Origin of the sequence: Castellaniella sp. (assembly GCF_034675905.1) — a bacterium.
In the GTDB taxonomy this organism is placed as follows: domain Bacteria; phylum Pseudomonadota; class Gammaproteobacteria; order Burkholderiales; family Burkholderiaceae_B; genus Castellaniella.
In genome coordinates this window covers 60,653-87,143 of sequence record NZ_JAUCCV010000009.1, presented here as the reverse complement: position 1 = coordinate 87,143, position 26,491 = coordinate 60,653, and the positions used below count along the sequence as shown (strand labels likewise).

31 protein-coding genes are annotated in these 26,491 nt (G+C 60.9%); 19 read left to right on the top strand and 12 right to left on the bottom strand.

The features are described from left to right. Positions 1-136: 136 nt before the first annotated feature. From VDP79_RS09230 to VDP79_RS09215, 4 genes are all read right to left on the bottom strand, one after another. The gene (locus VDP79_RS09230; RefSeq protein ID WP_323017919.1) at positions 137-382 is read right to left on the bottom strand and encodes a sulfurtransferase TusA family protein; all 246 of its coding nucleotides are present in this window, start codon (positions 380-382) and stop codon (positions 137-139) included. Continuing rightward, positions 379-3,006, bottom strand: a complete 2,628-nt coding sequence (gene alaS, locus VDP79_RS09225) for an alanine--tRNA ligase (RefSeq protein ID WP_323017918.1) — start codon at positions 3,004-3,006, stop codon at positions 379-381. Before alaS ends, VDP79_RS09230 begins: the two co-directional genes overlap by 4 nt. Positions 3,007-3,177: 171 nt before the next feature. Next, positions 3,178-3,606, bottom strand: a complete 429-nt coding sequence (locus VDP79_RS09220) for a hemerythrin domain-containing protein (protein WP_323017917.1) — start codon at positions 3,604-3,606, stop codon at positions 3,178-3,180. Positions 3,607-3,713: 107 nt separating this feature from the next. Beyond that, complete coding sequence (locus VDP79_RS09215) at positions 3,714-4,466, bottom strand: RNA polymerase sigma factor FliA (protein ID WP_323017916.1); 753 nt, start codon at positions 4,464-4,466, stop codon at positions 3,714-3,716. A gap of 248 nt (positions 4,467-4,714) precedes the next feature. Here VDP79_RS09215 and VDP79_RS09210 point away from each other — a divergent pair, with 248 nt between their 5' ends. From VDP79_RS09210 to VDP79_RS09185, 6 genes are all read left to right on the top strand, one after another. Beyond that, positions 4,715-5,122, top strand: a complete 408-nt coding sequence (locus tag VDP79_RS09210) for a flagellar protein FlaG (RefSeq protein WP_323017915.1) — start codon at positions 4,715-4,717, stop codon at positions 5,120-5,122. A gap of 102 nt (positions 5,123-5,224) precedes the next feature. Next, on the top strand, positions 5,225-6,598 hold the full coding sequence (fliD, locus tag VDP79_RS09205) for a flagellar filament capping protein FliD (protein ID WP_323017914.1): 1,374 nt from the start codon (positions 5,225-5,227) through the stop codon (positions 6,596-6,598). A gap of 6 nt (positions 6,599-6,604) precedes the next feature. After that, positions 6,605-7,036, top strand: coding sequence for a flagellar export chaperone FliS (gene fliS / locus VDP79_RS09200; RefSeq protein WP_323017913.1), 432 nt, complete (start codon positions 6,605-6,607; stop codon positions 7,034-7,036). Positions 7,037-7,053: 17 nt separating this feature from the next. Next, on the top strand, positions 7,054-7,389 hold the full coding sequence (locus tag VDP79_RS09195; RefSeq protein ID WP_323017912.1) for a flagellar protein FliT: 336 nt from the start codon (positions 7,054-7,056) through the stop codon (positions 7,387-7,389). 3 nt (positions 7,390-7,392) lie between these two features. After that, the gene (locus VDP79_RS09190) at positions 7,393-8,739 is read left to right on the top strand and encodes a flagellar hook-length control protein FliK (RefSeq protein ID WP_323017911.1); all 1,347 of its coding nucleotides are present in this window, start codon (positions 7,393-7,395) and stop codon (positions 8,737-8,739) included. Continuing rightward, positions 8,720-9,037 carry an EscU/YscU/HrcU family type III secretion system export apparatus switch protein gene (locus VDP79_RS09185; protein WP_323017910.1) on the top strand — a complete coding sequence of 106 codons (318 nt, stop codon included), beginning with the start codon at positions 8,720-8,722 and terminating at the stop codon, positions 9,035-9,037. Before VDP79_RS09190 ends, VDP79_RS09185 begins: the two co-directional genes overlap by 20 nt. Here VDP79_RS09185 and fliE read toward each other — a convergent pair. Then, a complete protein-coding gene (fliE, locus tag VDP79_RS09180; protein ID WP_416233096.1) occupies positions 9,034-9,369 on the bottom strand; it encodes a flagellar hook-basal body complex protein FliE in 336 nt (111 codons plus the stop codon). The genes VDP79_RS09185 and fliE overlap by 4 nt on opposite strands. Positions 9,370-9,682: 313 nt before the next feature. On the opposite strand from fliE, the gene fliF reads away from it, so the two are divergent. From fliF to fliR, 13 genes are all read left to right on the top strand, one after another. Further along, positions 9,683-11,356: a flagellar basal-body MS-ring/collar protein FliF gene (fliF, locus tag VDP79_RS09175; protein ID WP_323017908.1), complete on the top strand. Its 1,674-nt coding sequence runs from the start codon at positions 9,683-9,685 to the stop codon at positions 11,354-11,356. After that, complete coding sequence (gene fliG, locus VDP79_RS09170; protein ID WP_323017907.1) at positions 11,343-12,344, top strand: flagellar motor switch protein FliG; 1,002 nt, start codon at positions 11,343-11,345, stop codon at positions 12,342-12,344. The genes fliF and fliG overlap by 14 nt, the downstream gene beginning before the upstream one ends. Beyond that, positions 12,337-13,113: a flagellar assembly protein FliH gene (gene fliH, locus VDP79_RS09165; RefSeq protein ID WP_323017906.1), complete on the top strand. Its 777-nt coding sequence runs from the start codon at positions 12,337-12,339 to the stop codon at positions 13,111-13,113. Before fliG ends, fliH begins: the two co-directional genes overlap by 8 nt. Further along, positions 13,100-14,566 carry a flagellar protein export ATPase FliI gene (fliI, locus tag VDP79_RS09160; protein WP_416233095.1) on the top strand — a complete coding sequence of 489 codons (1,467 nt, stop codon included), beginning with the start codon at positions 13,100-13,102 and terminating at the stop codon, positions 14,564-14,566. Before fliH ends, fliI begins: the two co-directional genes overlap by 14 nt. Beyond that, positions 14,556-15,005 carry a flagellar export protein FliJ gene (gene fliJ, locus VDP79_RS09155; protein WP_323017905.1) on the top strand — a complete coding sequence of 150 codons (450 nt, stop codon included), beginning with the start codon at positions 14,556-14,558 and terminating at the stop codon, positions 15,003-15,005. Before fliI ends, fliJ begins: the two co-directional genes overlap by 11 nt. A 19-nt stretch (positions 15,006-15,024) precedes the next feature. Continuing rightward, complete coding sequence (locus VDP79_RS09150; RefSeq protein WP_323017904.1) at positions 15,025-16,278, top strand: flagellar hook-length control protein FliK; 1,254 nt, start codon at positions 15,025-15,027, stop codon at positions 16,276-16,278. A gap of 151 nt (positions 16,279-16,429) precedes the next feature. Then, complete coding sequence (locus VDP79_RS09145) at positions 16,430-16,831, top strand: flagellar basal body-associated FliL family protein (RefSeq protein WP_323017903.1); 402 nt, start codon at positions 16,430-16,432, stop codon at positions 16,829-16,831. Continuing rightward, the gene (gene fliM / locus VDP79_RS09140; RefSeq protein WP_323017902.1) at positions 16,831-17,847 is read left to right on the top strand and encodes a flagellar motor switch protein FliM; all 1,017 of its coding nucleotides are present in this window, start codon (positions 16,831-16,833) and stop codon (positions 17,845-17,847) included. Before VDP79_RS09145 ends, fliM begins: the two co-directional genes overlap by 1 nt. Next, positions 17,844-18,395 carry a flagellar motor switch protein FliN gene (gene fliN, locus VDP79_RS09135; protein ID WP_323017901.1) on the top strand — a complete coding sequence of 184 codons (552 nt, stop codon included), beginning with the start codon at positions 17,844-17,846 and terminating at the stop codon, positions 18,393-18,395. Before fliM ends, fliN begins: the two co-directional genes overlap by 4 nt. A 6-nt stretch (positions 18,396-18,401) precedes the next feature. Next, complete coding sequence (gene fliO / locus VDP79_RS09130; protein ID WP_323017900.1) at positions 18,402-18,719, top strand: flagellar biosynthetic protein FliO; 318 nt, start codon at positions 18,402-18,404, stop codon at positions 18,717-18,719. After that, on the top strand, positions 18,719-19,513 hold the full coding sequence (gene fliP / locus VDP79_RS09125) for a flagellar type III secretion system pore protein FliP (RefSeq protein WP_323017899.1): 795 nt from the start codon (positions 18,719-18,721) through the stop codon (positions 19,511-19,513). The genes fliO and fliP overlap by 1 nt, the downstream gene beginning before the upstream one ends. 15 nt (positions 19,514-19,528) lie before the next feature. Next, the gene (gene fliQ, locus VDP79_RS09120) at positions 19,529-19,798 is read left to right on the top strand and encodes a flagellar biosynthesis protein FliQ (RefSeq protein WP_323017898.1); all 270 of its coding nucleotides are present in this window, start codon (positions 19,529-19,531) and stop codon (positions 19,796-19,798) included. Positions 19,799-19,808: 10 nt separating this feature from the next. Then, on the top strand, positions 19,809-20,594 hold the full coding sequence (gene fliR / locus VDP79_RS09115) for a flagellar biosynthetic protein FliR (protein WP_323017897.1): 786 nt from the start codon (positions 19,809-19,811) through the stop codon (positions 20,592-20,594). 33 nt (positions 20,595-20,627) lie between these two features. On the opposite strand, the gene VDP79_RS09110 is transcribed toward fliR, so the two are convergent. The 7 genes from VDP79_RS09110 to VDP79_RS09080 all read right to left on the bottom strand — a co-directional run bounded on the left by VDP79_RS09110 (position 20,628) and on the right by VDP79_RS09080 (position 26,488). Further along, entirely contained in the window at positions 20,628-21,236 is a 609-nt protein-coding gene (locus tag VDP79_RS09110; protein ID WP_323017896.1) for a hypothetical protein, read from the bottom strand. Positions 21,237-21,337: 101 nt separating this feature from the next. Next, the gene (locus VDP79_RS09105; RefSeq protein WP_323017895.1) at positions 21,338-23,119 is read right to left on the bottom strand and encodes a methyl-accepting chemotaxis protein; all 1,782 of its coding nucleotides are present in this window, start codon (positions 23,117-23,119) and stop codon (positions 21,338-21,340) included. 142 nt (positions 23,120-23,261) lie between these two features. Next, positions 23,262-24,488: a flagellar hook-associated protein FlgL gene (flgL, locus tag VDP79_RS09100; protein WP_323017894.1), complete on the bottom strand. Its 1,227-nt coding sequence runs from the start codon at positions 24,486-24,488 to the stop codon at positions 23,262-23,264. 29 nt (positions 24,489-24,517) lie between these two features. Further along, on the bottom strand, positions 24,518-24,937 hold the full coding sequence (locus VDP79_RS09095) for a flagellar basal body rod C-terminal domain-containing protein (RefSeq protein WP_323017893.1): 420 nt from the start codon (positions 24,935-24,937) through the stop codon (positions 24,518-24,520). Between the two features lies 1 nt (position 24,938). Continuing rightward, entirely contained in the window at positions 24,939-25,163 is a 225-nt protein-coding gene (locus tag VDP79_RS09090) for a hypothetical protein (RefSeq protein ID WP_323017892.1), read from the bottom strand. Between the two features lie 139 nt (positions 25,164-25,302). Next, positions 25,303-25,905, bottom strand: a complete 603-nt coding sequence (locus tag VDP79_RS09085) for a FlgK family flagellar hook-associated protein (RefSeq protein ID WP_323017891.1) — start codon at positions 25,903-25,905, stop codon at positions 25,303-25,305. After that, the gene (locus tag VDP79_RS09080) at positions 25,868-26,488 is read right to left on the bottom strand and encodes a FlgK family flagellar hook-associated protein (RefSeq protein WP_323017890.1); all 621 of its coding nucleotides are present in this window, start codon (positions 26,486-26,488) and stop codon (positions 25,868-25,870) included. The genes VDP79_RS09085 and VDP79_RS09080 overlap by 38 nt, the downstream gene beginning before the upstream one ends. Between the last annotated feature and the right edge of the window lie 3 nt (positions 26,489-26,491).

Here is a 26,491-nt window from a genome sequence, read left to right as displayed (position 1 = left end):
AAACACGAGATTCTAGCATCTGGCATCCAGGTTCCGCAATGGATACCCGGAATAATTGATGCCGGACCACGAAAAACAACACTGACGGCCCGGACGGCTGCATGATCCGCCCGGTACGCTATGCACAACTTGCCCGCTAACGCCGCCGGACGTAATGCACCATGACGGCATCATCGCGCGCCTGCTGCGCCAACAAGGCATTGCCCGTCTGCTGGCAAAAGGCCTGAAAATCGCGCCCTGCATGCGGGTCGGTCGTCATGACCGACAGTACCTGCCCGCTGACCAGCTGCGCCAGCGCCTTTTTGGTGCGCAGAATCGGCATGGGACAGTTCAAGCCCCGCGCATCGATCTCCTGGTCCGCCGCAGGCAGAGGATCCGTCACGACGACGCTCCCAGGCGAGCAGTCAGCCAGCCGGCGACTCCTGCCACGGCGCCATCCAGCGCCGCCACATCCGAACCGCCGCCCATGGCCATGTCGGGACGCCCGCCGCCCTTGCCGCCGACCTGGGCGGCAATCGCGCCCACCAAGTCGCCCGCCTTGACGCGCGCGGTCAGTTCGGGGCTGACGCCCGCCACCAGGCTGATCTTGTCGTCGGTGACGGCAGCCAGCAAGATCACGGCATTCGACAGCTTGGATTTCAATTGATCGACCATGCCGCGCAAGGCCTTGGGGTCCACGCCGTTCAGGCGCGTCGCCAGCAGCTTGACGCCGGACACATCCACGGCCTGACCGGCCAGATCCGATCCGGCGGCGGCCGCCAGCTTGTCCTGCAGGCGCTCCAGTTCACGCTCGATCTGGCGGGTCTGGTGCTGCAGCGCCTGAATGCGTTCCGGCACACCGGCAGGCTGAGTCTTCAACAAGCCAGCCGCGTGATCCAATACCCCCTGAGTCTGCTGAACCCAGGACAAGGCATTGCGACCGGTGATGGCCTCTACCCGACGGATGCCCGCCGCCACACCGCCTTCGGCTGTGATCTTGAACAGACCGATATCGCCTGTGCGGGCCACGTGGGTGCCGCCACACAATTCGCGCGAAAACCCGATGTCCAGCACGCGCACCACATCGCCGTACTTCTCGCCGAACAGCGCCATGGCGCCGCCGGCCACGGCTTCGTCGTAGCTGAGATGCTGAGTGCGCACGGCCTGATTGGCCAGGACCTCGTCATTGACGATGGATTCCACCTGCGCAACCTGCTCGGGCGTCATGGGCGCATCATGCGCGAAATCGAAGCGGGTCTTGTCCGGATCCACCAAGGACCCGCGCTGCTGCACATGATCACCCAGCACCTGGCGCAGGGCCTTGTGCATCAGATGAGTTGCCGAGTGATTGCGCATGGTGTCCGCCCGGCGCTGCCCGTCCACCTGGGTCTGCACCGTGTCACCCACGGACAGAGCGCCTTGCGTCAGGCTGCCGTGGTGGCCAAAGACCGCGCTCTGGATTTTTTGCGTATCGGCGACTTCGAAGCGGACCGAGGCATTGTGAATCAGCCCCGTATCGCCCACCTGGCCGCCGGATTCGGCATAGAACGGCGTCGCATCCAGCACGACCACGGCATCCTGCCCCTGAGCGATGGAGTCCACTGCAGTGCCGTCCACGTACAGTGCAGAAACGACCGCCTGACCTTCCAGATGTTCATATCCGTCAAAGCGCGTGTCCACGCCGTCGTAGCTGAGATCGGCCGCTGCCTTGAATTTGCCTGCCGCACGGGCTTGTTCACGCTGATGCGTCATGGCGGCCTCAAAGCCATCCAGATCCACCTGAATCTTGCGTTCGCGACAGATATCCGCCGTCAGGTCGACCGGAAAACCATAGGTGTCATACAGGGTGAACAAGGTCTGCCCATCCAGCGGCTGATCTGCCGGCAGATCGGCCAGGGCGGATTCCAGAATCCGCATGCCGTTTTCCAGGGTTTCGCCGAAACGCTCTTCTTCCTGACGCAGCACCTGCTCAACCCGCGCCTGCTGGGCAGCCAATTCGGGATAGGCAGCGCCCATCTGTTCCACCAGGTCAGCCACCAGGCGATAGAAGAACACGCCCTTTTGTCCCAGCTTATGGCCATGCCGCAAAGCACGGCGGATAATGCGGCGCAGGACATAGCCCCGCCCCTCGTTGCCGGGAATGACGCCGTCGACGACCAGAAAGCTGCAGGCGCGGATGTGATCGGCGATGACCTTCAGGGAATTGTCGGCCAGATCAGCCGTGCCGGTTTCACGTGCCGCCGCGCGGATCAGACTCTGGAACAGATCGATCTCATAATTGGAATGCACGTGCTGCAACACCGCCGCAATGCGTTCCAGCCCCATGCCGGTATCTACACACGGCTTGGGCAGCGGGTGCATCGTCCCCTGGGCATCGCGTTCGAACTGCATGAACACCAGATTCCAGATTTCGATATAGCGGTCACCGTCTTCCTCGGGCGATCCCGGAGGGCCGCCCCAGATTTCAGGGCCGTGGTCATAGAAGATTTCGGAACAGGGGCCGCAGGGGCCGGTATCGGCCATCTGCCAGAAATTATCGGACGCATACCGGGCGCCCTTGTTGTCGCCGATGCGGATGATGCGCTCGACGGGTACGCCCACCTGCTGCGCCCAGATATCATGAGCCTCATCGTCGTCCTGGTAGACCGTGACCCACAGCTTTTCCTTGGGCAGGCCATAGACTTCGGTCAGCAATGTCCAGGCGTAGATGATGGCATCCCGCTTGAAATAATCGCCAAAGCTGAAATTGCCCAGCATTTCAAAAAAGGTATGGTGCCGCGCGGTATAGCCGACGTTTTCCAGGTCGTTGTGCTTGCCCCCGGCGCGCACACAGCGCTGCGCTGTCGTTGCCCGATGATAAGGCCGGGTGTCCTTGCCGGTGAACACGTCCTTGAACTGGACCATGCCGGCATTGGTGAACAGCAAGGTCGGGTCATTGCCCGGCACCAGCGGCGAGGACGGAACGATCTGATGCCCTTTGGATTCAAAAAAGGACAGGAATTTCTGACGGATTTCGGAGGTTTTCATTCATGTGGCCGCAAGGGGGAAACCAGCCAGGGATTATAGATGGCTTTCAGAGGGCTGCTGCCAAGGACGGCACGAAAAGCATCAGGCCCCATTCTGCTGAACAGGGCCTGATCAAGAAACCGATCGGATGAATCGCCATTCAACTGCCAGGGATTCGTGTCCGACCTTGTCTTACGCGTATGCGTTCTCTTCCATTGCCTCGATGGCGGGATAGAACTCGTGATTTTCACGCACCATCCGGTTGTGGATGCTTTTCAGCACAGTATTGGCCTCGGCACGGAAGCTTTCGGGCTCTTTCGCCAACAAGGTGGCGTTACCCCAGCGTCGGGCAAAGTTGATGAAGGCGCTGGCAATCCCCTGCATATCGTTCTGATATGTGCGGCTCATGGCGGCCATGTGATCATCCCCGCTGCGTTCCAGCGAAGGGTACAGAATGCGATCCTCGATGGCCAGATGCTGCGTGATCACCTGAGCCAGGGCCTTCAGTTCGTGCGCGATATCGACCGCACGGTCGGCCACGCCCTGATGAGCCAGTTTGCGCAAGGCAGCAATACCGCTCAGGATTTCTACATGATGGTGCTTGAAGCGATCAATATTCATGACGGAACTTCCTTTGTACAGTCGGACGGCTGCTTCAGCCGCATAAGATATATTTTATATGAATCTTTTGCGCTGCACAACAAGCAGATCAGCCTGCCCTGCCGGCTTTACAACAAATTCTCGAGATCGGTCTCGTTGGCGTCCGGTTCCCAGGAATGGCTGGATAGCCAAGCCCGGATCCGCGCCACCGCCTGGGATCTCAATTGGGACACACGGCCTTCCGTCACCTGCAGCACGACGGCAATTTCTTTCTGATTCAGGTCTTGTTCGAACTGCAAAGACAGCAGCAGCTGTTCACGTTCGGGCAGATTGCGGATGGCCTCGATCAGCGCATTGCGCAAGCCATCGCGCAGCAGCCAATCCAGAGGGCTGGCGCTGCCGGCATCGGCGATTGCATCCAGCATCGTTGCGCCATCCGCATTTTCACGATGCTGCACCAGGTCTTCGACCATCAGCACCTGCACCCCTCGGGCTTCTTCCAGCAAAGTCTGATAATCCGCCAACGCCAGACCCATCTCATCGGCGATTTCCGCTTCGGTGGGTGCGCGCAGCAGGCGGTGGTGCAGCGCCTGCACGGCCTCTTCGATGGATCGGGCTTTGCTGCGCACGCTGCGCGGCAACCAGTCCTGGCCGCGCAGTTCGTCCAGCATGGCGCCCCGGATCCGGGTGACGGCATAGGTTTCGAACTGCGCATCGGCCTGCTGCTGATAGCGGCGCACGGCATCGAGCAGGCCCATCATACCGGCCTGCATCAGATCATCGAGTTCGACGCTGGCCGGCAGACGACCGATCAGGGTCAGCGCCTGCCGACGTACTAGCGGTGCATATTGAGCAATCAGCTGGTCCTCTGACAGAGGCATCGCACAATCCGTAATCCACGACGTAAAATGCAAGTATGCACCAAGTCTCTGGCTGACAATGGCCGGATCACCCCGTATTTCCCCCGAGACTTCCGCCGGCCAGCCTGCCATTCCTCTAAAGCCCCTCACCCCTAAACTTTTTCTATCGCCTGCCGTTATGTCTGGGGAGAAACCTAGTCTAATGACGCTGGGCGGCGCCTGGTCGTTGTTTTTCGGAACACGTGGATGATTTCCGCAAAGGAACACACATGATTCACCCAATCGGCAACCAATTGACCTCTGCCAGCCTGGGTCTGACCCCCGCGGTCTCCGAACGACCCGCCGGCAAACCCGAACCTGTCGCGGAAGTCTCCGCTGGCGAAAAGGCCCAATCCGGCACGTCCAAGCAGGCGGGTCAACAGAACCCCATGCTGAAAGAATACCCGGAACAGCCCAAATCCTCTCTGGAAAAGGCGCTGGAATCCATTAACGGCAACCTTCAGGCATGGTCCACCGGTGTCCGCTTCGATATGGATAAAGACACCCAGAAGCTGGTGATTTCCATCGTCGACAGCGCCAGTGGCGACGTTATCAAGACCATTCCTTCCGAAGCCATGCTGCGAATCGCCAAAATGATCGCGCAACTGCAAGGCTCGGGCGTGGACACCAAGGCCTGATCCGCCCCCCCACCAAACACTGAACTGAAACTGAATCCGACCCCTGCCGCTGGTTTTACCTACTGTCAATCCAGGGCATAATGGTCTAAAGGAGTCCTCGTCATGGCAAATATCTCTTCTATCGGCATCTCGGGCCTGCCCCTGGGCGATCTGCTGGATAGCCTGCAGAAAAACGAAAATCAGGTTCTGGCCGTCATCCAGAATCGCCAGACTGTCGCCAAAGCCAAGTTGTCCGGCTACGGCACCTTGAAAGACGCTGTCTCCGCCTTCCAGAAAGCCGCTGATGCAGTAAAAAACACTGATGCCTTTGGCGCCATCGCGGCCAAGAGCAGTTCAGACGCAATCTCTGTCACTACTACCAATCAAGCCATCGCGGGCCAGTACTCGGTCAATGTTTCCCAACTGGCTACTTCGCAGACTCTGGTCTATGCCGGTCAGACTGACCGCACTACCAGCATCGGCAGCGGCGGCACCTTGTCCGTCACTTTGGCCAATGGCGACACCAAGACGCTGGACCTGGGCGCCGACACTTCGCTCAACGGCTTGGCCAAAGCCATCAATGCCGACAAAGACATTGGCATGAATGCCACGGTCGTCAACGACGGCAGCGGCACACCTTATCGTCTGCTGTTGACCAGCCGCGAGACCGGCGCACAAAATGCAGCAGCCTCAATCTCTGTATCCGGCAACACGGATCTGGACAATTTCCTGAAATACGCCGGGACGGATGCGGCCAATGTCGAACAGGGCCAAGCAGCCCAAGACGCTAAACTATCCATCAACGGCATTGATGTCACCAGCGCCACCAATACCGTCAGCAATGTTATTGATGGCGTTACCCTGACACTGAATCAGACCACCGACGGGAAAGCCGCCAACTTAAGTCTGACCAAAGATGATTCCGTCGCTAAAAAAGCGGTCGGGGATTTCGTCAAGGCCTATAACAGCCTGCTGGGCAGCATCAAGACCCTGACCGCCTATGACGTCGGTGCGCAAAAATCATCCGCCCTGACGGGGGACTCCGTTGCGCGCTCAGTGCAGACCCGCATGCGCGACGCCATTTCCGGTGGATTCGACCCCGCCCAAGGCACCAACCTGGCCCAGATCGGCATCAGCACCGATCCCAAAACCGGCGAACTGGTCATTGACGATGCCAAGCTCAGCAAAGCGCTGGCCGAAAACGGCGAAGGCGTGAAATCTCTGTTTACCAGCGATACAGGCATTGGCAAACGCGTCAGCGACACAGCAGAAGGTTTCGTCAACACGAACGGTTCCATCAGCACGGCTCAAACCAGCATGAGCAAAACTGTCGAAGACATCACAAAGCAGTTTGAAGCCACCTCTGACCGTATCGCCCAGCGCATGGACACCTACCGCAACCAGTTTACTCAGCTGGATGCCATGGTCAGCCAGATGAACTCGCTCAGCAGCTACCTATCACAGCAACTCAGCGCTCTGAACGGCGCTAAGAAATAAGGTTTTATGACGTACGCGCCACGCTCTCGGACCGCACGAGCCACTGGGTCCTATGCCACGATAGGACTCGAAACAGAAGTCCTCAGCGCCTCTCCGGAACGCTTGATTTCCCTGCTGTTCCGGGGAGCATTGACAGCTCTGGCACAGGCGCGTCATCACCTGAACAACGGTAATATCGCCGAGCGTGGCAAGGCCATTTCCAAGGCCATCGATATTGTCGACTCCGGCCTGAAAGCCGGCGTCGATACCGAACGGGGGGGCGAAGTCGCCCGCCTGCTGACCGCATCTTATGAAATTATCATCCGTGATCTGATGATGGCCAATCTGCATAACGACGCAGCCAAACTGACGACAGCCGAAAAGCAGCTCAGCGACTTGGCCGACGCCTGGTACACGGCTGTCGACCCACAGTTCAAGACGCCTTCGTCCAACAGCTAAGCGCGAGGGCCCGGCAATTGAGCACCCCACAAGACTCTCTACTGCAGCACTATCAGGCCATTGCAGATATCTCCTCGCGCATGCGAACGATGGCTGAAACCCAACAATGGGACCGCCTGGTTTCTCTGGGTTCCGAGTATCACCTGGCCGTCGAGCGATTGAAACAACTCGACCCTCTGGATGATGACCAAAGGACCGCTCGGCTGGAATTGCTCACCCGGATACTGGACGATGACGCCCAGATCCGCCAACTGGTCGCCCCCGAACTTGACCGTCTCAGTCATCTGCTGGGTACGATCAAACGTCAACGCACTGTCCTGCAAGCGTACTACAGCACTGTACGCCCCCAATAAGCCATGAGCATCGGGGCCCCCTCCAACCTCGGCACACTGCTCATCCAGCGCCTCGATACCGCGCTGGGGACAAGCCTGGGACAACAGGCCAATCTGGTCTCCGGCGCCGGCCCGCAGGCCGTCCCCCAGCCGGGCAACGCCGAAAATCCGCACGCACTGCAAAACCCTGTGCAGCGCGACCCCCGTCAGGCAGTCGACCAAGCCAATGCCGAAGGCCAGCGCCGAGCCGCGGTCGGCAAAGCCGGCCGGGAGATGCAGCTCGACAACCTGCTCGGACGATCCACCACCTTTCAGGGGGCGACCCAGTCCGCCCCCACCACCCTGGGCTATGCCGCACGCATCATTCTGGCCCTGCTGAACCAATTTCCACAGGCCAATCAGATCATCCAAGGGCGAACCCCCCTGCTGACACCCTCAGGGCCGGCAGCAGGCGGCGGTACGGCCCAAGCTGGCGCAGCCGCACCCGGCGCCGGCAGCCCGGGCGCCACCACCGCTGGCTCCCCGAACCAGACCGCCTCCAGCACCACACAGGTATGGGCACAGCTGGCAACGAGTTTGAATCAACCTGGCGCTCTGGCGGCCCGTTTCGCCCACGCGCTGTCCCAGTCCATCCAGGGCAGCGGCTTGTTCTACGAATCCCACGTGGCGCAATTGGCTGCGGGCAAGACATCTCCCCAGGCGCTACGCCAGGAACCCCAGGGTCAGATGATGGGGCAGCAACCCAGCCTGCCCGGCACGCCGTCCGGGCAGCAAGCTGGGCAGGCCACATCCCTGGCATCCATCATCCAGCAGGCACAGACTGCCGCCCCCCAAGACACCGGCCCGCAGGCGAATGCCTCGGCAAGCCAGCACAATACCGCTCAGACGGCGACTGCTCAGAACCCCACGCCACACGTCCCTATCCCCGGGATTGATCCCCAGGCACAGCTACTGGTACGCCAACAGCTGGAAGTACTGGCCAATCAGGGTTTCATGTGGCAAGGCGAAGCCTGGTCAGGCGCAGACATGCAAATGGAAGTTCGCCGACGCCAGCCTGATGATGGACAGCATCCCGCCACCCCCGAGGAATACTGGTCAACCCGCCTGAATCTGCAATTGCCCAATCTGGGTCAGGTCGAGGCGCGGCTCAGCTTGTCAGGCGATCAATTGATCATGCGCCTGACGGCGCCCCAATCAGCAGATAAGCTGAACCAATCCATCGAACCCTTGCGCTTGCGCCTGCTGGCCCAAGGCCTGCAAGCCAGCCAGCTGTCAGTCGTGGATCACGACAATGACCCGGAAAACGTGACAATGTCCGGCGGCCCCATCACCGACCCAGATCCTGCAGAACATGAAGTCGCGGCCCGCTGATTCTCACCGCCCCAGCGCGGTGGCCATCACCTACGATCCGTCGGATCAGGCGCCACGCGTGGTCGCCAAGGGCTACGGCAACCTGGCGGAAACCATTATCCGCACAGCGCGCGAACACGGCCTGTACATTCATGAATCGCCGGAACTGGTGGGCCTGCTGATGCAAGTGGACCTGGATGCCCACATTCCGCCCAAGCTGTACATCGCCATCGCCGAACTGCTGGCCTGGCTATACGACCTGGATACCGGCGGCAAAGACGGCATCGTTAAAAAACCAGCGCCTCAGCCCCCGGCCTAGATGGCCATATTGGCGATTTCTTTATAGGCTTCAACCAGGCGGTTGCGCACCTGCACCGTGGCCTGGAACGACAAGCCCGCCTTTTGCAAGTCGATCATGACATTGCTCAGCGACACATTGGGATCGCCCATTTCGAAAGCCCGGGCCTGGGCGTTGGCGGCGTTCTGGGCATCCGACACCCGATTCAGGGTCCGAGCCAATTCAGACGCAAACCCGCCTGACTGCCCCGCCTGAGCGACCGCTGGCTGAGCCTCCAGCCCCTGGGACGCGCGCGTGACCGCCCGCATCTGGGAAAGCAGATTTTCAACACTGGCCAGGGCCTGGGAATTGATCATGTCGGAGCCATTGAAAAGATTGCTGACGGGCATCGACCCGTGACAGAACGGGTCAGCGTTGTACTATACGCGGTTCGTGCCAGTGACTAGACTGCCAATAGCAGGAACAAGTCCTGGCAATTCAAGCAATTCGCGATATCAACCTAACTAAGCCCCAAAAACCGGGCTTTTCAGGGCTTGCCCAAACCGCAATCCCCGCCATAATGGCCGCCATCCATCTTCCATACTGCCGCATCAGCATGCATATCATCCAGACCGACGGTTTCTGGCCCGGGCGCAGCCTGGCGGCCCCTTCTGCATCTCCCGCTCGATGAACCCGATTGCCGACTGGATGAACAAAAATCCCGCCCTGGCGCGGCTGGCGGCCCTGCCCCGCCCCGTGCTGCTGGGCCTGGGTGCTGCTTTCGTTGCCCTGCTGGTCGTCGCCTCCATGTGGATGCGCGAACCCGAATACAAAACGCTGTTTTCCAATGTCGAATCCCGCGACGGCGGGGCGATCGTCTCGGTACTGAACCAGCGCAACATTCCCTACAAATTTGCCGACAATGGCGCCACCATCCTGGTACCCGCCGATCAGGTCTATGCGCTACGCCTGCAGCTGGCCGAACAAGGCCTGCCGCGCGGCGGCAGCGTAGGCTTTGAATTGCTGGACAAACCCCAGTTCGGGGCCAGCCAATTTACAGAACAAATCACCTATCAACGCGCCCTGGAAGGCGAACTGGCCCGCTCTATCGAGGCCATGCATCCGGTCAAATCCGCCCGGGTGCACCTGGCCATTCCTCGCCAGTCCCTGTTCGTACGCGACCGTGAAGCTCCCACCGCCTCGGTGCTGCTCACGCTGTTTCCCGCACGCAGCCTCAGCGAAGCCCAGGTTTCCGCGATCTCCTGGCTGGTCTCGTCCAGCGTGCCGAAACTCAATGCCGCCGATGTCTCCATCGTTGACCAGGACGGCCAGCTGCTGTCCAAGCCCAGCGGCGAAGCCGCCATGGACAGTACCCGTCGCAACTTCGTCACCGACCTCGAACAGCGCACCACCCAGCGCATCCTGACGCTGCTGACCCCCATCGTCGGCTCGGGCAATGTCCGCGCTCAGGTCAGTGCCAGCGTCGATTTTTCTCAGCGCGAACAGACCTCCGAAGTCTATCGACCCAACGAAACGCCGGGTACGGCAGCTGTGCGCAGCAAGCAGACCAGCGATTCCGCGCAAAACGGCATCGCACCGCCTGAAGGCGTGCCGGGCGCACTGACCAACCAGCCCCCGGCCAATGCCACGGCCCCCATCCAGACGGCGCCCGCCGGCCAGGCGGCCAATGCCCAGAATCCGGCGCAGGGCGCCGCTGCGCAGGCGCCACAAACCGCCGTCAACACGCTTTCCGCGCCGCTCTCCGCCAATCGGGGATCGATGCGCAACGATGCCACCGTCAACTACGAAGTCGACCGCACCATCAGCCATGTCAAGCATGAACTGGGCACGATTCAACGCCTGTCGGTGGCCGTCGTCGTCAACTATCGCGACAAAGACGGCGAGCCCGCCCCGCTCGAACAATCCGACATGGACAACATCAATGCTCTGGTGAAACAGGCCATGGGCTATTCTGTTGACCGAGGCGATACGCTCAGCGTAGTGAACAGTGAATTCACCAATCAGGAACCCTCCGTCAAGCCTTGGGATAACCCGACCTACCAGAACCTGGCGCTGCAGATCGGCAAGGTGCTGCTGGTCCTGGTGATACTGTTCTTCCTGTGGCGCTCGGTCATTCGCCCCATTGTGCAGGGCTTTGCCAACGCCCAGGTCGAACGCGTGAAAAACGAAGCCCACCTGGAAACCATGCGCGAACAACGCCGCCAGGACGAGGTACGAGCTTCCGAAATGAACCGCTACGAGGAAAACCTGGACACTGCCCGCGAACTGGCCCAACGCGATCCGCGCGCCGTCGCCATGGTGTTGCGATCCTGGATGGATTCTAAAAATGCCAAGCCCTGAACCCGATCTGAACCGCTGCGCCATCCTCATGATGTCTCTCGGTGAGGATGCCGCTGCTGAAGTCTTCAAATACCTGACCTCACGCGAGGTGCAGCAGATCGGCTCAGCCATGGCCAATCTGAAGCAGGTCACCCGCGCCGACGTCGACGAGGTCCTGGAAGACTTCCGCCGCGAAGCCGACCAGTTCATGGCCGTCACGCTGGGCTCGGATGACTACATCCGCTCCGTACTGACCAAGGCGCTAGGCACCGACCGCGCCGCCAGTCTCATCGAGGACATCCTGGATGCCGGCGACGGGGCAGGCTCCGGCATCGATGCCCTGAACTGGCTGGAACCCGCCAACGTCGCCGAACTCATCGCCGACGAGCACCCGCAGATCATCGCCACGATCCTGGTGCACCTGGAACGCGACCGCGCCTCGGCCGTGCTGGCCCTGCTCAACGAGCGTTCGCGCAATGATGTGATGATGCGCATCGCCACGTTCGGCGGCGTACAACCGGCTGCGCTGCACGAGCTCACCGATGTACTCAACGAGGTCCTGTCCGGCCAGGGGGCCAAGCGCTCGAAGATGGGCGGCGTCCGCACGGCGGCGGAAATCCTCAATTTCATGAACACCACCGAAGAAGAAGCCGTGGTCAGCAGCCTGCGCGAAATCGATGCCGACCTGGCGCAGCGCATCGTCGACGAAATGTTCGTCTTCGACAATCTGGCTGACGTCGAGGATGCCGCCATCCAGCTCATCCTCAAGGAAATCGATACGGCTTCGCTGACCATCGCCCTGAAGGGCGCCGGCGAAGAACTCTGCGCCAAATTCTTCAAGAACATGTCCAACCGCGCGGCCGAAATCCTGCGCGACGACCTCGAGGCCCAAGGACCGGTACGCATGTCCCGCGTCGAAACGGAACAAAAGGCCATCCTGCTGGTGGCCCGCAAACTGGCCGACGCCGGCCAGATCAACCTGAGCATGGGCAACGATCAGTATGTCTGACAAGCCTTCCATGGATCTCCAGATGCGTGCCCGCTGGCAGCGCTGGGAAATGGAATCCCTCAGGACACAACAACAACGGCGGGCTACCGACGCCGAACCGCCTCAGGCAGATCTGCTGCGCCGCCGCGCTCAGGCGCTGGCCCAGGCCCGCCAGGAAGGCCTGGACAAAGGCTACCAGGAAGGCTACGAAAAAGGCTTGGCCGAAGGCCAGGCCCAGGGTCTGGAAACAGGCCGCACCGAAGGCCATACCCAAGGATTGGCGGCGGGCCGCGCCGAAGGCCATGCCCAGGGCCTGGAAACCGGTCACACCGAAGGCGCCGCCCTGGTCCAGGAACAAGCTGCTCGTCTGAACGCCCTGGCCCAGGCCTGTGCCGCTGCCATCAATGATCTTGAATCAGAAATCGGGCAATCGTTGATCCGCCTGGCCACCCGTATCGCCGAGCAGGTGCTGAGCGATCAGCTGCGCGAACACCCCGACCACATCCTGACCCTGGTCCAGGATGTGCTGCAATCCCGTCCGGAGCCCGGCTCACCGCTGAATCTGCGGCTGCACCCCGACGATCTGGGCCTGGTCAATACCTTTTTGCAGCAAAACCCCGACCTCAGCAACTACCGCCTGATTGCCGACGAACGCATCACGCGCGGCGGCTGCATCGCGGAAACCGCGCTGGGATCTGTCGACGCGACGCTGGAAACCCGCTGGCAACGCATCATCTCGGCGCTGGGCCAGAAAACCGGGCATGTCCCGGCCCGACATGACGGCCCCTGACTCCCCGCTGGATACCGCTGGCGCCCGCTGGCGGACCCAGATGGAATTCTGCGAACAGCGTATCGAAGCGCGTCTGGCCACACGCCGCCAGGGTCGCGTCACCCGCGCCACCGGCCTGGTGCTGGAAGCCACCGGCTTGCAACTGCCCGTAGGCGCCGCCTGCCGGGTGCAGGTCTCGCCGGGGCGCGATCTCTGGGCGGACGCCGAAGTGGTCGGCTTTCATGCCGATACGCTATACCTGATGCCGCAAAGCGATATCACCGGCCTGCGCCCTGGCGCGCGCGTGGTGCCATCGGAAACCCTGCTGCTGGACCCTGTGCCCCTGCCCACCACCCAACGCCCGGAGACCATCTCGCCGGTCGGCGTCGACCAGGCCCGCCACCTGCCGGTCGGCCAGGCCCTGCTGGGCCGGGTCCTGGATGGCGCCGGTCGCCCCTTGGACGGCAAACCGCTGCCCACCGACCTGGATATGGCGCCCCTGACGGCGGCGCCGATCAACCCTCTGACCCGCGCACCGGTCGACACAGTACTGGACGTGGGCGTGCGGGCCATCAATGGCTTGCTGACAGTGGGCCGAGGCCAGCGCATGGGCCTGTTCGCCGGATCGGGCGTCGGTAAAAGCGTGCTGCTGGGCATGATGGCCCGCTACACGCGAGCCGACGTGATCGTGGTCGGCCTGATCGGCGAACGCGGCCGCGAAGTCAAGGAATTCATCGAACTGAATCTGGGCACAGACGGCTTGGCGCGTTCAGTGGTCGTCGCCGCTCCTGCGGATGTCTCGCCGCTGCTGCGCCTGCAGGGCGCCGTCTATGCCACGCGCCTGGCGGAATTTTTCCGCGACCAGGGAAAACATGTGCTGTTGATCATGGATTCCCTGACCCGCTATGCCATGGCGCAGCGCGAAATCGCCCTGGCGATTGGCGAACCCCCTGCGACCAAAGGCTATCCCCCGTCCGTTTTCGCCAAATTGCCCACGCTGGTCGAACGGGCTGGCAACGGCGCTCCCCGCGGAGAACTGGCCGCTGGATCGATCACTGCGTTCTATACGGTCCTGACCGAAGGCGACGACCAGCAAGACCCGATTGCGGATTCCGCGCGCGCCATCCTCGACGGCCATATCGTGCTGTCACGCACTCTGGCCGAATCCGGCCACTACCCGGCCATCGACATCGAAGCCTCGATATCACGGGTCATGTCAGCCATTGTGCCGGCCAGCCAGTTCCGCTGCGTGCATCAGTTCAAACGCATGGTGTCCCGTTATCAACGTAACCGGGACCTGATCGCCGTGGGGGCCTATACTGCAGGCAACGACCCAGAAATCGACCAGGCAATCGAACGATACCCCTGGCTCGAAGGCTATCTGCAGCAAGGCATTGATGTGCAGGTCGACTATCCGGCTGCCGTCTCTGCTCTGGCAGGCGTACTGGGCCAGGAGATCACCTATGAATCCTGAAACTCCGCTTGATGTCCTGATCAACCTGACCCAGGACAAGCTCGACGAGGCCGGGCGCGTGCTGGCCGATCTCGCCGCTCAGCGGCGCGAGGCCCAGGGCCAGCTCAAAACCCTGGACAACTACCGCAGCGACTACACGCAGAAACTTCAGGATACGACTGAAAGCGGGGTAACCGCCTCGAATTACCATAACTTTAGGCACTTTATTGCCACATTGGACGAGGCCATTTCCCAGCAAAATAGGATCATCGCCCAAATTGATATACGAATCGAAGCCGGGCGCCAGCAGTGGCACCACGAAAAACGCCACCTGAATTCATACGAAACTCTGAAAACCCGCCAGCTTCGCCAGTTGGCAACCCGCGAACAGCGCCGCGAACAGCGCGCCAGCGACGAAGCCGCTGCCGGCCTGTACCGACGCTTGAGACAGCCTCACTGAATCCGCCCTAGCCATGAACATGCCCGTTCTTCCTGTGACGACCCACTCCAGCCCGCCCTCGGCCGACAGCACGACGCGGGCCGCGGACGCAGGCGCCCCCCAGGACAACGCCCCCGCCTTTTCAAACGTACTGTCCAGTCAGCGCGGTGCTGCGGCAAACGATGAAACTGCCGCCAAAACCGGGCGCGCTGATGCTGTGCCTACCGACACCACAAAAAAACAGGATCCTCTGGGCCCTGACGAAACGCTGGCGCTGATTCTGGATAGCGCCGCCCTGCCGCTGATGCAAGCGCCCATCCAGGCTCTGGCTGTGCCGCGTCATCAGACCGGCGCCGCAGCCTTGCTCAAGACAGACACCGCAGCGACCGATGCAAAACCAGCCTCGCAGCGCGGACAAGCCGTCGCCGCCCTGCTGACAGATGACACAGCCGCCAACGACTCACCATCCTCTCAGCAGACGGCAGGCGATGCCGCTTCTCGAAATGCCCGCCTCGGCGCCGCTCAAACAATCCTGACGCCTGCTGCGCAAGCCTCAAACCCATCTATAGCCTCGGCAACGACAGCCACGACGCCATCCGCTGGCAGCCGTGCGGCCACCGCCAGTCGGGCCGCGACAGCGTTGGCGGCGACTGCCGACAACGCTGTATTACCGGCAAACCCGACGACTGCAGCGGCCAGCGCAGCCACTGCGCATCTGCAAACCACCCCGCTGTCCAGCCCGGCAGACACGCTGGCCGCCGTTGGCGGCCAAGCATCTGCGTTGGGCGCCACGCTGCTGCCCACCGCTGCCAATCCCCAGGCCACCGTCCAACTTGCTGTCCCCACACCGCTCAGCAGTCCTCAATGGCCCCAGGATTTCAGCCGCCAGATACTCAATCTGACGCAGGCTGGCCTCGCCGGACACACCGTCCAGATGCGCGTCAATCCGCCCGAACTGGGCCCGATCCACATCACACTGCACCTGGGTGACTCGCTGGCCCAGGCATCCTTCGTTTCGCCGCACGCCAATGTGCGCCAGGCGCTGGAAAACGCACTGCCGCACCTGGAACAGCAATTAGCCCAGGCGGGTTTGTCCCTGGGCCAGGCCAATGTCAGCGACCAGCAAGCCGGCCAGCAACAAGCCGACCAGTCCGCCCAAGGTTCCTCCGGCACGTCCGACGGCATGGTCTTCAGCCTGGATGGCGATATGGTGGCAGCGTCCAGCACGACCGCTCACGCACAGGCCCCACGCACAGCTGCCCGCCCGGATGCCCTGGTGGACACCTTTGTATGAACGCTTTCTGTTACATCGGGCGATCCAGGCATTACAATGCAGCCTCCCGATCCCTGTGACACCTTGAACCGGAACCATGCTCAGGCTACTTAAATTCATTCTTCTGCTCATCGTCCTCATCGGCGCCTCAGTGGGCGGCACGATGCTGTTCATGAACAGGACCAGCGCGTCCAGCCCTGCCACGGACCCCGCGGCTCAGGCGACAAATGCCGCTCCGGTAGCGGCGCCCGTTGTCCCGGCACCCATCTTTGCAGATCTCGAACCCTTCACTGTGACCTTGTACGGTGAAATCCGCAACCGCATCCTGTACACCGCTATCACGCTGCGCCTGAACGATGAAGCCTCGCGCAAACAGATTCAGGACTATATGCCTGAAGTCCGGGACCGGATACTGAAAGTCCTGTCCGCCCAGGAACTCGCCACCATCCAGACGCCTGAAGGCCGTCTGGCGCTTGGTACGATCATCAAGGCGGATCTCTCTCGCCCCTTTGCGGTTCAACTGCCCGGCCCGCACGTGGCCGATGTGCTGTTCACCGCCTTCGTGGTGCAGTAATGCCCTATCAAAGCATGCTTTCTCAGGATGAAGTCGATGCCCTGCTCGCAGGGGTCACCGGCGAAGAATCCTCGACGCAATCTACCGCCGAAGTCCCCCAGGACGGCGTGCGGCCTTACGACCTGGGCTCGCCCGACCGGGTCGTGCGTCATCGCATGCAAACGCTGGAACTCATCAACGAGCGCTTCGCCCGGCGACTGCGTTCCATGTTTTTCGGGTTCATGCGCCGTAACGCAGACATCACGGTCAATGCTATCAAGATCCAGAAATATTCGGATTTCGAGCGCAACCTGCCAGTACCCAGCAACCTGAACATGGTTGCCATGAAACCGCTGCGCGGCACCGGCCTGTTCACCTTCGACCCCAATCTGGTCTTTCTGGTCATCGACAGCCTGTTCGGCGGTCATGGCCGCTACAACACCCGGATCGAAGGGCGCGATTTCACCAATACCGAACAACGCATCATCCGCCGCCTGCTCAGCCTGACCCTGGAATGCTATGGCCAAGCCTGGGACAATGTCTACCCGATCGAATTCGAATACATGCGGTCGGAAATGCACACCAAATTCGCCAACATCGGTTCAGGCAACGATGTGGTGGTGCTGTCTACCTTCAATATCGAACTGGGTTCCTCGGGCGGCAAGCTGAACATCTGCCTGCCCTATTCCATGCTGGAGCCCATCCGCGACATCCTGACGCGCCCGCTGCAGCAATCCGCCGCCGACTCGATCGACCAGCGCTGGACCCAGCAGCTGTCACGTGAAGTCCGTAGCGCCGAAGTCGAACTCGGCGTGGAATTCACCCGCATCGAAACATCGATCGCCAAACTGCTGCATCTGGCCGTCGGCGACGTGCTGCCTGTCGACATCCAACCCAACCTGACGGCGCGCGTCGGAGGCGTTCCCGTGCTGGATTGCAGCTACGGGACCTTCAACGGCCGTTATGCCCTGCGCGTACACAAAATTCTTGCGACGCCTGGGGACTCCGACCAACTGCTAGCCCGCACGAAGAAATGAGCGACATCAAAGACGACGACACCCAGGATCCTAATCAAACGGATCCCGCCTCTACCGACAAACTAGAGGATGACTGGGCTGCCGCTCTGGCAGAACAGCAGACGACCGCCCACGACCAGCCTACTCAGGCAGCCGGCCTGGGGGCGGAAGACGACTGGGCCTCGGCGCTAGCCGAACAGACCGCCGCCACGCCGCCCGCAGCCGCTGAACCTGCAGCCCCGGCTCAAGCCGCTGCTGCGCAGGTCTTCCAGCCGCTGGTCGGCCAGGCCAGCGACGCCGACAGCGACATCGACATGATCATGGACATCCCTGTCCAGCTATCGGTCGAACTGGGTCGCACCCGCCTGACGATCAAAAATATCCTGCAACTGGGCCAGGGCTCGGTCGTGGAACTCGACGGCCTGGCCGGCGAGCCCATGGACATCTACGTCAACGGCTACCTGATCGCCCAAGGCGAAGTTGTGGTCGTGGACGAGAAATACGGCATCCGCATCACGGACATCATCACGCCTTCAGACCGGATTGCCCGGCTGAACAACCGTCGCTGATTCTTGATGGACCAGGCTCAGATCCTGCGCGTCGTCCTAGCGCTGCTGTTCATCCTGGTCTTGCTGCTGGCGCTTGCCTGGGCGGCCCGCCGAGGAGGCTGGGCCCGCCACTCGAACAAAGCCACGAATCTACGCGTGCTGGGCAGCCACAGCCTGGGTACGCGCTGCTCTTTGACTGTGGTCCAGATCGATGGCGCCCGCCTGCTCCTGGGCGTGACGCCCCAGCAGATCACCCTGTTGCATACCTCGTCCGCTCTGCCTGACACCCCGGCTGAACATTCCGATTTTGCCGAATCGCTGAGCAAGACTCTGTCGAGATCCTGATGTTCCGCCGGCTCGCTTTTTCCCACGCCCTTTCCCCCACCGGCGCCCTGGCGCTGCGTGGTCTGTCAGCCGGCCTGTTATTGCTGCTGATCTGGCCGGGCAATACATTGGCCCAGGCCACCCTGCCCGCCCTGACGTCTACTCCCGGCCCCAACGGCAGCGAAACCTGGTCGCTCAGCGTACAGACGCTGGTGATGCTGACCATGCTGTCGTTCCTGCCGGCAGCCCTGTTGATGATGACCAGCTTCACCCGCATCATCATCGTGCTGGGTCTGCTGCGTAATGCGCTGGGTACGGGCGTATCTCCCCCCAATACGATCCTGGTGGGGCTGGCCCTGTTCCTGACGCTGTTCACCATGTCGCCGGTCTTCGATCAAATTTACACCCAAGCGTATCAACCGCTATCCAATGACCAGATCAGCTTTGAAGAAGCCCTGGACCGGGGAGCCCAGCCGCTGAAGACCTTCATGCTGCATCAGACGCGCGAAGCGGACCTCAGCATGTTCGCCGACATGGCTGCTATCGGTCCGCTGGACACCCCCGACGCCACGCCGCTACGGGTACTGGTCCCGGCCTACGTCACCAGCGAGCTGAAAACCGCCTTCCAGATCGGCTTCACCATCTTCATCCCCTTTCTGATCATCGACCTGGTCGTCGCCAGCCTGCTGATGGCGCTAGGGATGATGATGGTCCCGCCCGTCAGCATTTCCCTGCCGTTCAAGCTGATGCTGTTCGTGCTGGCCGATGGCTGGCATCTGCTGCTGGGATCGCTGGCCCGCAGCTTCTATCAATAAGGGAGACGTTTGCCCATGACACCCGAAGCCGTCATGTCTCTGACATATCAAGCACTGCGAGTTGCCCTGACCATAGCGGGGCCGCTCTTGCTGGTCACGCTGATGGTGGGCCTGCTGATCAGCATTTTTCAGGCAGCCACCCAGATCAACGAAATGACCTTGTCCTTCATCCCCAAACTGCTGGCGGTGGGAGCGACACTGGTCTTGCTGGGACCGTGGCTGCTGACCACGATGGTCGACTATATCCGGACGCTGCTCGAATCCATTCCCAGCCTGGCCGTCTAAGCGGTCTGACATGATTGACGTTCAGATCGACCAACTGTACGCCTGGATCACCGGCCTGCTATGGCCTATGTTCCGGATCGGCGGTCTGGTCATGCTGGCTCCCGTTCTGGGTGAATCCACTGTCCCCATCCGCATCAAGGTTGGAGTCTCTGTGGCACTGACGGTCGTGATCGCCCCCCTGATCGGCCCGATTCCCGCCATCCCTCCTGGCTCGTACGCCGGCCTGCTGATTGCAGCGCAACAGGTGCTGATCGGCATGGCCCTGGGATTCTGCATGCGGCTGATCTTCACCGCTGCGATGATGGCGGGTGAATTCGTCGGTCTACCGATGGGGCTGGCCTTTGCATCGTTCTTTGACCCCGCCACCGGCGCCAACACGGCAGTTCTGTCGCGCCTGATCAATATCGTGGCCATGCTGCTTTTTCTGGCGGTCAATGGCCACCTGTTGATGCTGGACGGCCTGGTGCGCACCTTTGAGATTCTGCCCATTGGAGCATCCCTTCATGCAGACGGCTGGGGGGCGCTAATCGACTGGAGCGGCCAGATCTGGATTTCAAGCATCTTGCTGGCGCTGCCGATCCTTATTGTGCTGCAGACCATCAATCTGTCCCTGGGCATCCTGAACCGTACCGCACAACAGCTATCGGTATTTGCAGTGGGATTCCCGATCACCCTGACGACGGGCCTGATCATGCTGGCGATCGTGCTGCCCCGCAGCAGCGAGTTCCTGATGAAATTATTCCAGGACGGCTATCAGACAATGGCGCGGATTGCCCGCGGCTTGGCCGGCCTGTAGCGACCGCCCTTATCCCGCGCCATTCAGACCTGTCTAGGGGGCCTTGGTAGAAGAAGACAGCGGATACGTCACCCCCGGCACAACCGTGGACCCCGCCGGCAGCAGCGGCTGCTGCCCCTGCGTTGAGGCAGCAGCGGAGCCGCTGGACACAGGCGGCGGCGGGGGAACAGGGATCGGACCTGCGGCCGCTGGATGCGCGCCGGGTTCACCATTGCCGGGAATCACGATCATGCCATCATCCGCTGTCGTCTGGACATCCACTTCCCCGGCAGCGCTTGCCTTAGGCTGAGCCTTGGCCTGCTGCTGAGCTGCTTCGTGATCAGCCTCGGCAGCCGTCCTGGGATGGCGCAGCGCTGGTACATTAATGCTGTTTTCCATCCGCTGAAAGGTGCCATCCGGTCCAAAACGCAGCCAGACTTCCTGGCGGGCATACACAGCATCCGTTGCCACCGTGCCTTTATAGGCCCAGCGCGCCAGCAGGGTATCGCCCTGCTGCCAGGTATCCGTGGGCTGAGCGCCCAGATCTGCAGAGGCTTGGTCCAAGGTAGTCCGTCCGACCACGATACGATCCAGGCCGGCTGTATTCAGGCCATTTCCCGTGAACGTGCAGCCAGCCAGCACAAGCGCAACGGCAACCAACACAACGGCTCCTCTCTCGCCGGCCAGCCCGCTGTGTCGCCACAGAGATTGACCCCCTAGTCTGGTGCCTGCCCGAAAATCCTCTTGCCCACGATCCATCATATTCAGAAATCCTCCCATTGTTCAGTGTCTGTGGCGGCCTGAGACGCTGCCTGTCGCGACGCCTGAGCAGGCGCTGCCAGGCGAGGCTTGGCAGCGCCTGTCGATGCTGTTTGACGTGCAGTAGCCGCTGGCGCCGACGCCGCGTTTATCGCCAGTGAATCTTGCGGCGCGGAATCGTCATCTACCGGCAGATCCGCTGCCGCCATCGCCTGCTGGCTAAGCTGAAACACCGCCAGGGACTGGCTGATTTCAGCCGCCAGCGTTTCCAGAGAGCCGGCCGCCGTTGCCGCCTGCTGCACCAACGAGGCATTTTGCTGCGTGACCGTATCCATCTGGGCAATGGCCATATTGACCTGATCAATACCAGAGGACTGTTCGACCGTGGCGGCGGTGATTTCGCTCATGATGTCGGACACCCGGGTCACGGCCTGCACGATTTCCTGCATGGTCTCGCCAGCGCGATTGACCTGGGCCGACCCTGCCTGCACGCGACCGACGGAATCCTCGATCAGTTCCTTGATTTCCTTGGCCGCACCCGCGCTGCGCTGCGCCAGGGCGCGGACTTCAGCCGCGACCACGGCAAACCCCCGTCCCTGTTCCCCCGCACGGGCGGCTTCGACGGCGGCATTCAGCGCCAGGATATTGGTCTGAAATGCAATACTGTCAATCACGCCGACGATATCGGCGATTTTTTGTGAGCTGCCGGAAATACCCTGCATGGTCTGCACGGCTTCATCGACCACCTGTCCGCCCCGCGACGCCACCTGGGACGCGGTGCTGGCCAACTGATTGGCCTGCTGGGCATGATCGGCATTCTGTTTGACCGTACTGGCCAGCTCTTCCATGCTGGCGGCCGTCTGCTGCAAGGCGGCTGCCTGCTGATCGGTGCGGCTGCTGAGATCCAGATTGCCGCTGGCGATACGTCGGGCACTGTCCGTCATCCGGCCCATGCGGGTCCGCACCCCCAGAATCAGGGATTCCAGGCCCTCGCGCATGTCTTTCAAGCCGAACAGCAGCTGCCCGATCTCGTCACGCGATTTGGGGTAAATCGCCAGATCCAGGTTGCCCGCTGCCATCTTCTGCAAATGCCGGCCCACCCCTTGCAATGGCCGCAGCACCGTGCGGATCAAGGTGCGATATGCCAGCAAGGCCAGCACGACGGCCACCACCAGCAAACCGATGAAGCCGTAGTTGGCCCATTCGAACTGCTGGGCCAGCGCCTGGCGCGATTCGCTGCTGCTGTTCTGAATGTACTGATCGAACTGTCCAAAAGCCCGGTCCATCCCCCGGGCTGCGCCCCGCAGACGGCCGCGCTTCAGGGCCTCGAAGGCCTTGGCATCCTGTTTGGCGGCAAAACTGCGCAACTGGTCGACTTGCGTCCAGTAATCATTGAACGTCGTGTCCAGGATATGCTGCAGGGATTCCCCCTGCGACCCTGTCAAGGCCTTGGAATCCTGCAAGGACTGCATATGATCGCGGGAGCGTTTCAGCAGCTGGTCGGCCTGACCCAATTCCCACAAACGCTGCTTTTCATTGGCGATCCCCAGCGCGCCTTCGACCTGGGTGGTCGCCTGCTGAGCATAGATCAGCGCGTTTTTCACATCTGAATTCGCCTGCACCCCTACCGATGACAATTGTGCAATGGTGCGCTGGCTTTGCTGCTGCACAAACCAGGCGCTGCCCACAGCAGCAAACGTCAACAGGGACAACAGCCCCACCACCAAGGTCAATCGGACCCGCAGAGACAAGGCGATAGCACGCCCCTTCCAGAAACGAAACTTCATGTCACCTCACCTTTGTGATTATCGTCAGCATGCCATACGCACGCCGCTTTTCTTCCTAAGAAAATAGGGCCTTGTAGGCCCTATTCGCTGGAACTGCACCTGATTCGCGATAGACGAACCGGAACCTGCTAACTATGGTAGATCAACCGCGGCCCAGATTGAACAGGCTAAGCCCCTGGATCGTCTGGAAAGCCAAGCCCGCGCCTTCCAGGGCGATCTTGCGCAGGCTGAGCTGCGTTGTGGCCTCATAGTAATCCAGGTCCTCCAGACCGGACAACGCGGCCCTGAAACCCAGATTGCGCTGATTGCCGCTGTCATCCAGCGCCTGCAGTTCATTCATGCGGGCGCCGATGGACGAGCGCACCGTCAGGACGTTGTCGTAGCTGGAGGCGAACTGCTGCATACCGGTATTCAGCACATTGTGCAACTGAGCAGTCGCCTGCGCGTCGCCCTGGGACGGCGCATTCAGCGCCGCGATCAGATTATCAAACGTTGCGAACATATTCGCGTTCTGATGCTTCAGGGGATCTACTGTAAAGGTATCACCAGCAGCCGGTGCGCCGGAAATTTGAACCTTGGTGCCATTGCCCAGATCCATTTCGGTGGCGCCCGCCGGCAGTGTTAAACCTGCATTGGGCGTAGCAGTGCCATTCGTCTCGTCCGTAATGGTGACATCATAGGTATTCGGCCCCGTGAAACTGACCGCATATGAATAGCGGGCATCCGCATTCAGAGCCCGATCTGATATATACGGCCCACCCAGCACCGCCGTGCCGGTATTGGCACCACCCGCTGCACTGGTATAGGCCAGCGTCCCCGGCTGCGCCCGGGCGAAAATATCCGATCCGACGTCACTGCCTGCAATCTGGCGGGTAGCATCCGCCTGGATCAGGCGCTGCAGGCCGTCACCGTTATAGTTGCCATTGGCAGCAAAAGCGGGGGTGCTGCCCAAAGATCCAGAAAACACATACTGCCCATTGCCGTCAGTCGTGTTGGCAATACCCAGGGCCGTGTCGCGAGCATTCTGCAGCACATTGGCCAGGGTTTGGCGATCCGCATCCGACATAGTACCGTTGCCGGCTTGCACCAGACGGGTGCGCACGTCTTGCAGCAGCAGAGTCAACGTATTCAGCGCATCTTCCTCGGTCCCCAGATTACGGTTGGCGACCGCCCGGTTATCTCCATAGCGGACATTCTGTGCCTGGGACTGCGACAGATTGATGGCCTGCGCAGCGGCCAAAGGGTCATCAGCCGGCGTCACCATCCGCTGCCCGGAGCCGATCTGCTGATACAGATGCATCAGGTCGGACTGCTGGGCGTTGATGGTGTTCAGGCCGGTCTGAAACATGAGGCTGGAACTGATACGCATGATGATTTCCTAGTAAAGCGGCGCGCTAATCAGTTGCGCAGGCTGAGCAAGGTATCGAACAGGGTCGATGCGGTGTCGATCAGCCGCGCAGCGGCGCGGTACTGTTCCTGATACTGCTGCAGATTGATGTATTCCTCGTCCATATTGACGCCGGATACGGCCTGCTGAGCAGCATAGTTTTGCTGAATCAAGGATTCCTGGGCTTTTTGCGCCGTGGTGTTGGCCTGGGTTTTGACCGCTACGCCATTGACCAGCTGGGAATAGGCCTCGTTCAGGCCCATGGTGCCATTGCCCAGGACTTTTTCCGAGCGCAAGGCGGCCAGTTTCAGGGCATTGTCGCCATTGGCGGAACCTGCAGGGCCCGGCCGAGGCGCCCTGGCAGAATCCTTCGCATTCGCGGTTTCACCCGCTGCTGCGATTTTTGCTGGATCAGTCAGGGCGACGTTCATACTACCCGCCGCATCCCGCGTGGGCTGGATCAGCCAGGAATCGCCTCACCGGGGTGCCTGCAATAGCTGTGGTGTCAATTTCCACACCATCGATCGACAGAGTTCCGCCGCCGGCAATCCAGATAACTCCCACAAAAGAGCCTTCTGGCACCCGAGTGACGGAATAATGACCACTGACCACATCAAACTCCAGCCGGTAATCCTGAGTGGTCAGCAGCGGATGCATTCTGGATGGATGCTGTCGGGCTGCCCGCGGCTACCGTGTTATCTGCATTCCAATGACCTTGCCCTGGGTTGGCAGTCTAATGGCCGATCCCCATCGCAGCCCGACCCGCTGTGTCAAATTGGATGGACCATCCACCGGATCAAGGTACCCGTTGCCGCTTCGCTATTTGGCGGATTCGTCTCAGGCATCTGTGTGACCGTGTAATCGCCGGTACCCCGTCGTAACCAGCTATAACTGAGCCTCTCATGCGGGAACGGAGGCAAGGTGACTGTGGGTGTGCCGGTCGCAGTATTTCACCCGCCACAACTTGTCCCCACAATCCATCACTAGCAAAAAAGAAATCCGCGCCTTTCGCACCGGAGGGATCGTAGCCCTGCGAGTGCTGAGCGTTCATAGACATCGAAATACCCAAGGACAGGCGCCCCAGGTCATTCTGGGTCACATCCAGCACATCCGTCCGAAAGGTCAGCAAACCACCCAACTTGCCGCCAGCAATCAGCTTATCCTGCATCTCCATAGGCTGAGCATTACCCGTGGCGTCGATCACCGTATAGTTCACCGCCATGCGACCAGGATCGGCAGCAGAAGGCTGCACCTGCAGATGATAGACCGAATCGCCACCCAACACGGTCTGACCGTTACCGATGGTAATGCTGAACCGATCATCCTGTTCATAGATTTTGATATCCACCAACTGACCCAGATCAGCTGCCAACTGATCCCGCTGGTCCAGCAAGATCATTGGGTGGCTGACCGGGATTGGTGGCTTTAGCCGTGGTGATCTGGCGATTCATGTCCTGGATGCGATCCAGGTAGCTGTTAATCTGCGTCACTGTGGTGTCAATCTGGGTGTTGACGTTTTGCCGCTGATCATCCAAAAAGGCGTTGGCGTCGCGCACCTGCGAAGCCAGACTGTTGGCACGGCCCAGCAATTCCTGGCGGGCAGCCACATCAGCCGGCGCAGTCGCCAACGCATCCAAGCTATTAAAGAACTGCTGGATATTGGGCGAAATGCCCACCGTGCGATCAGCCACCAGATTATTCACCTGGCTGATCTGATCACCATAGGTCTTCAGGGCGGCGCCCCGTGTCAGGGAGGTCGTGAACTGGTTGTACAAAAAATTATCGTAAGACCGCATCACGCTGACGGCCTGCACCCCGCGACCGATCCAACCGCCGGAAGTCGGCGTAGCGCCTGCCGTCTGCGACAGCACGGTCTGGCGGTTATAGCCGGCCGTTGCCGCGTTATTGATGTTGTGCCCGGCTGTCGCCAACCGGTTTTGCGCGACCAACAGGCCGGCCTTGCCCAGATTCGCCAGATTCATATG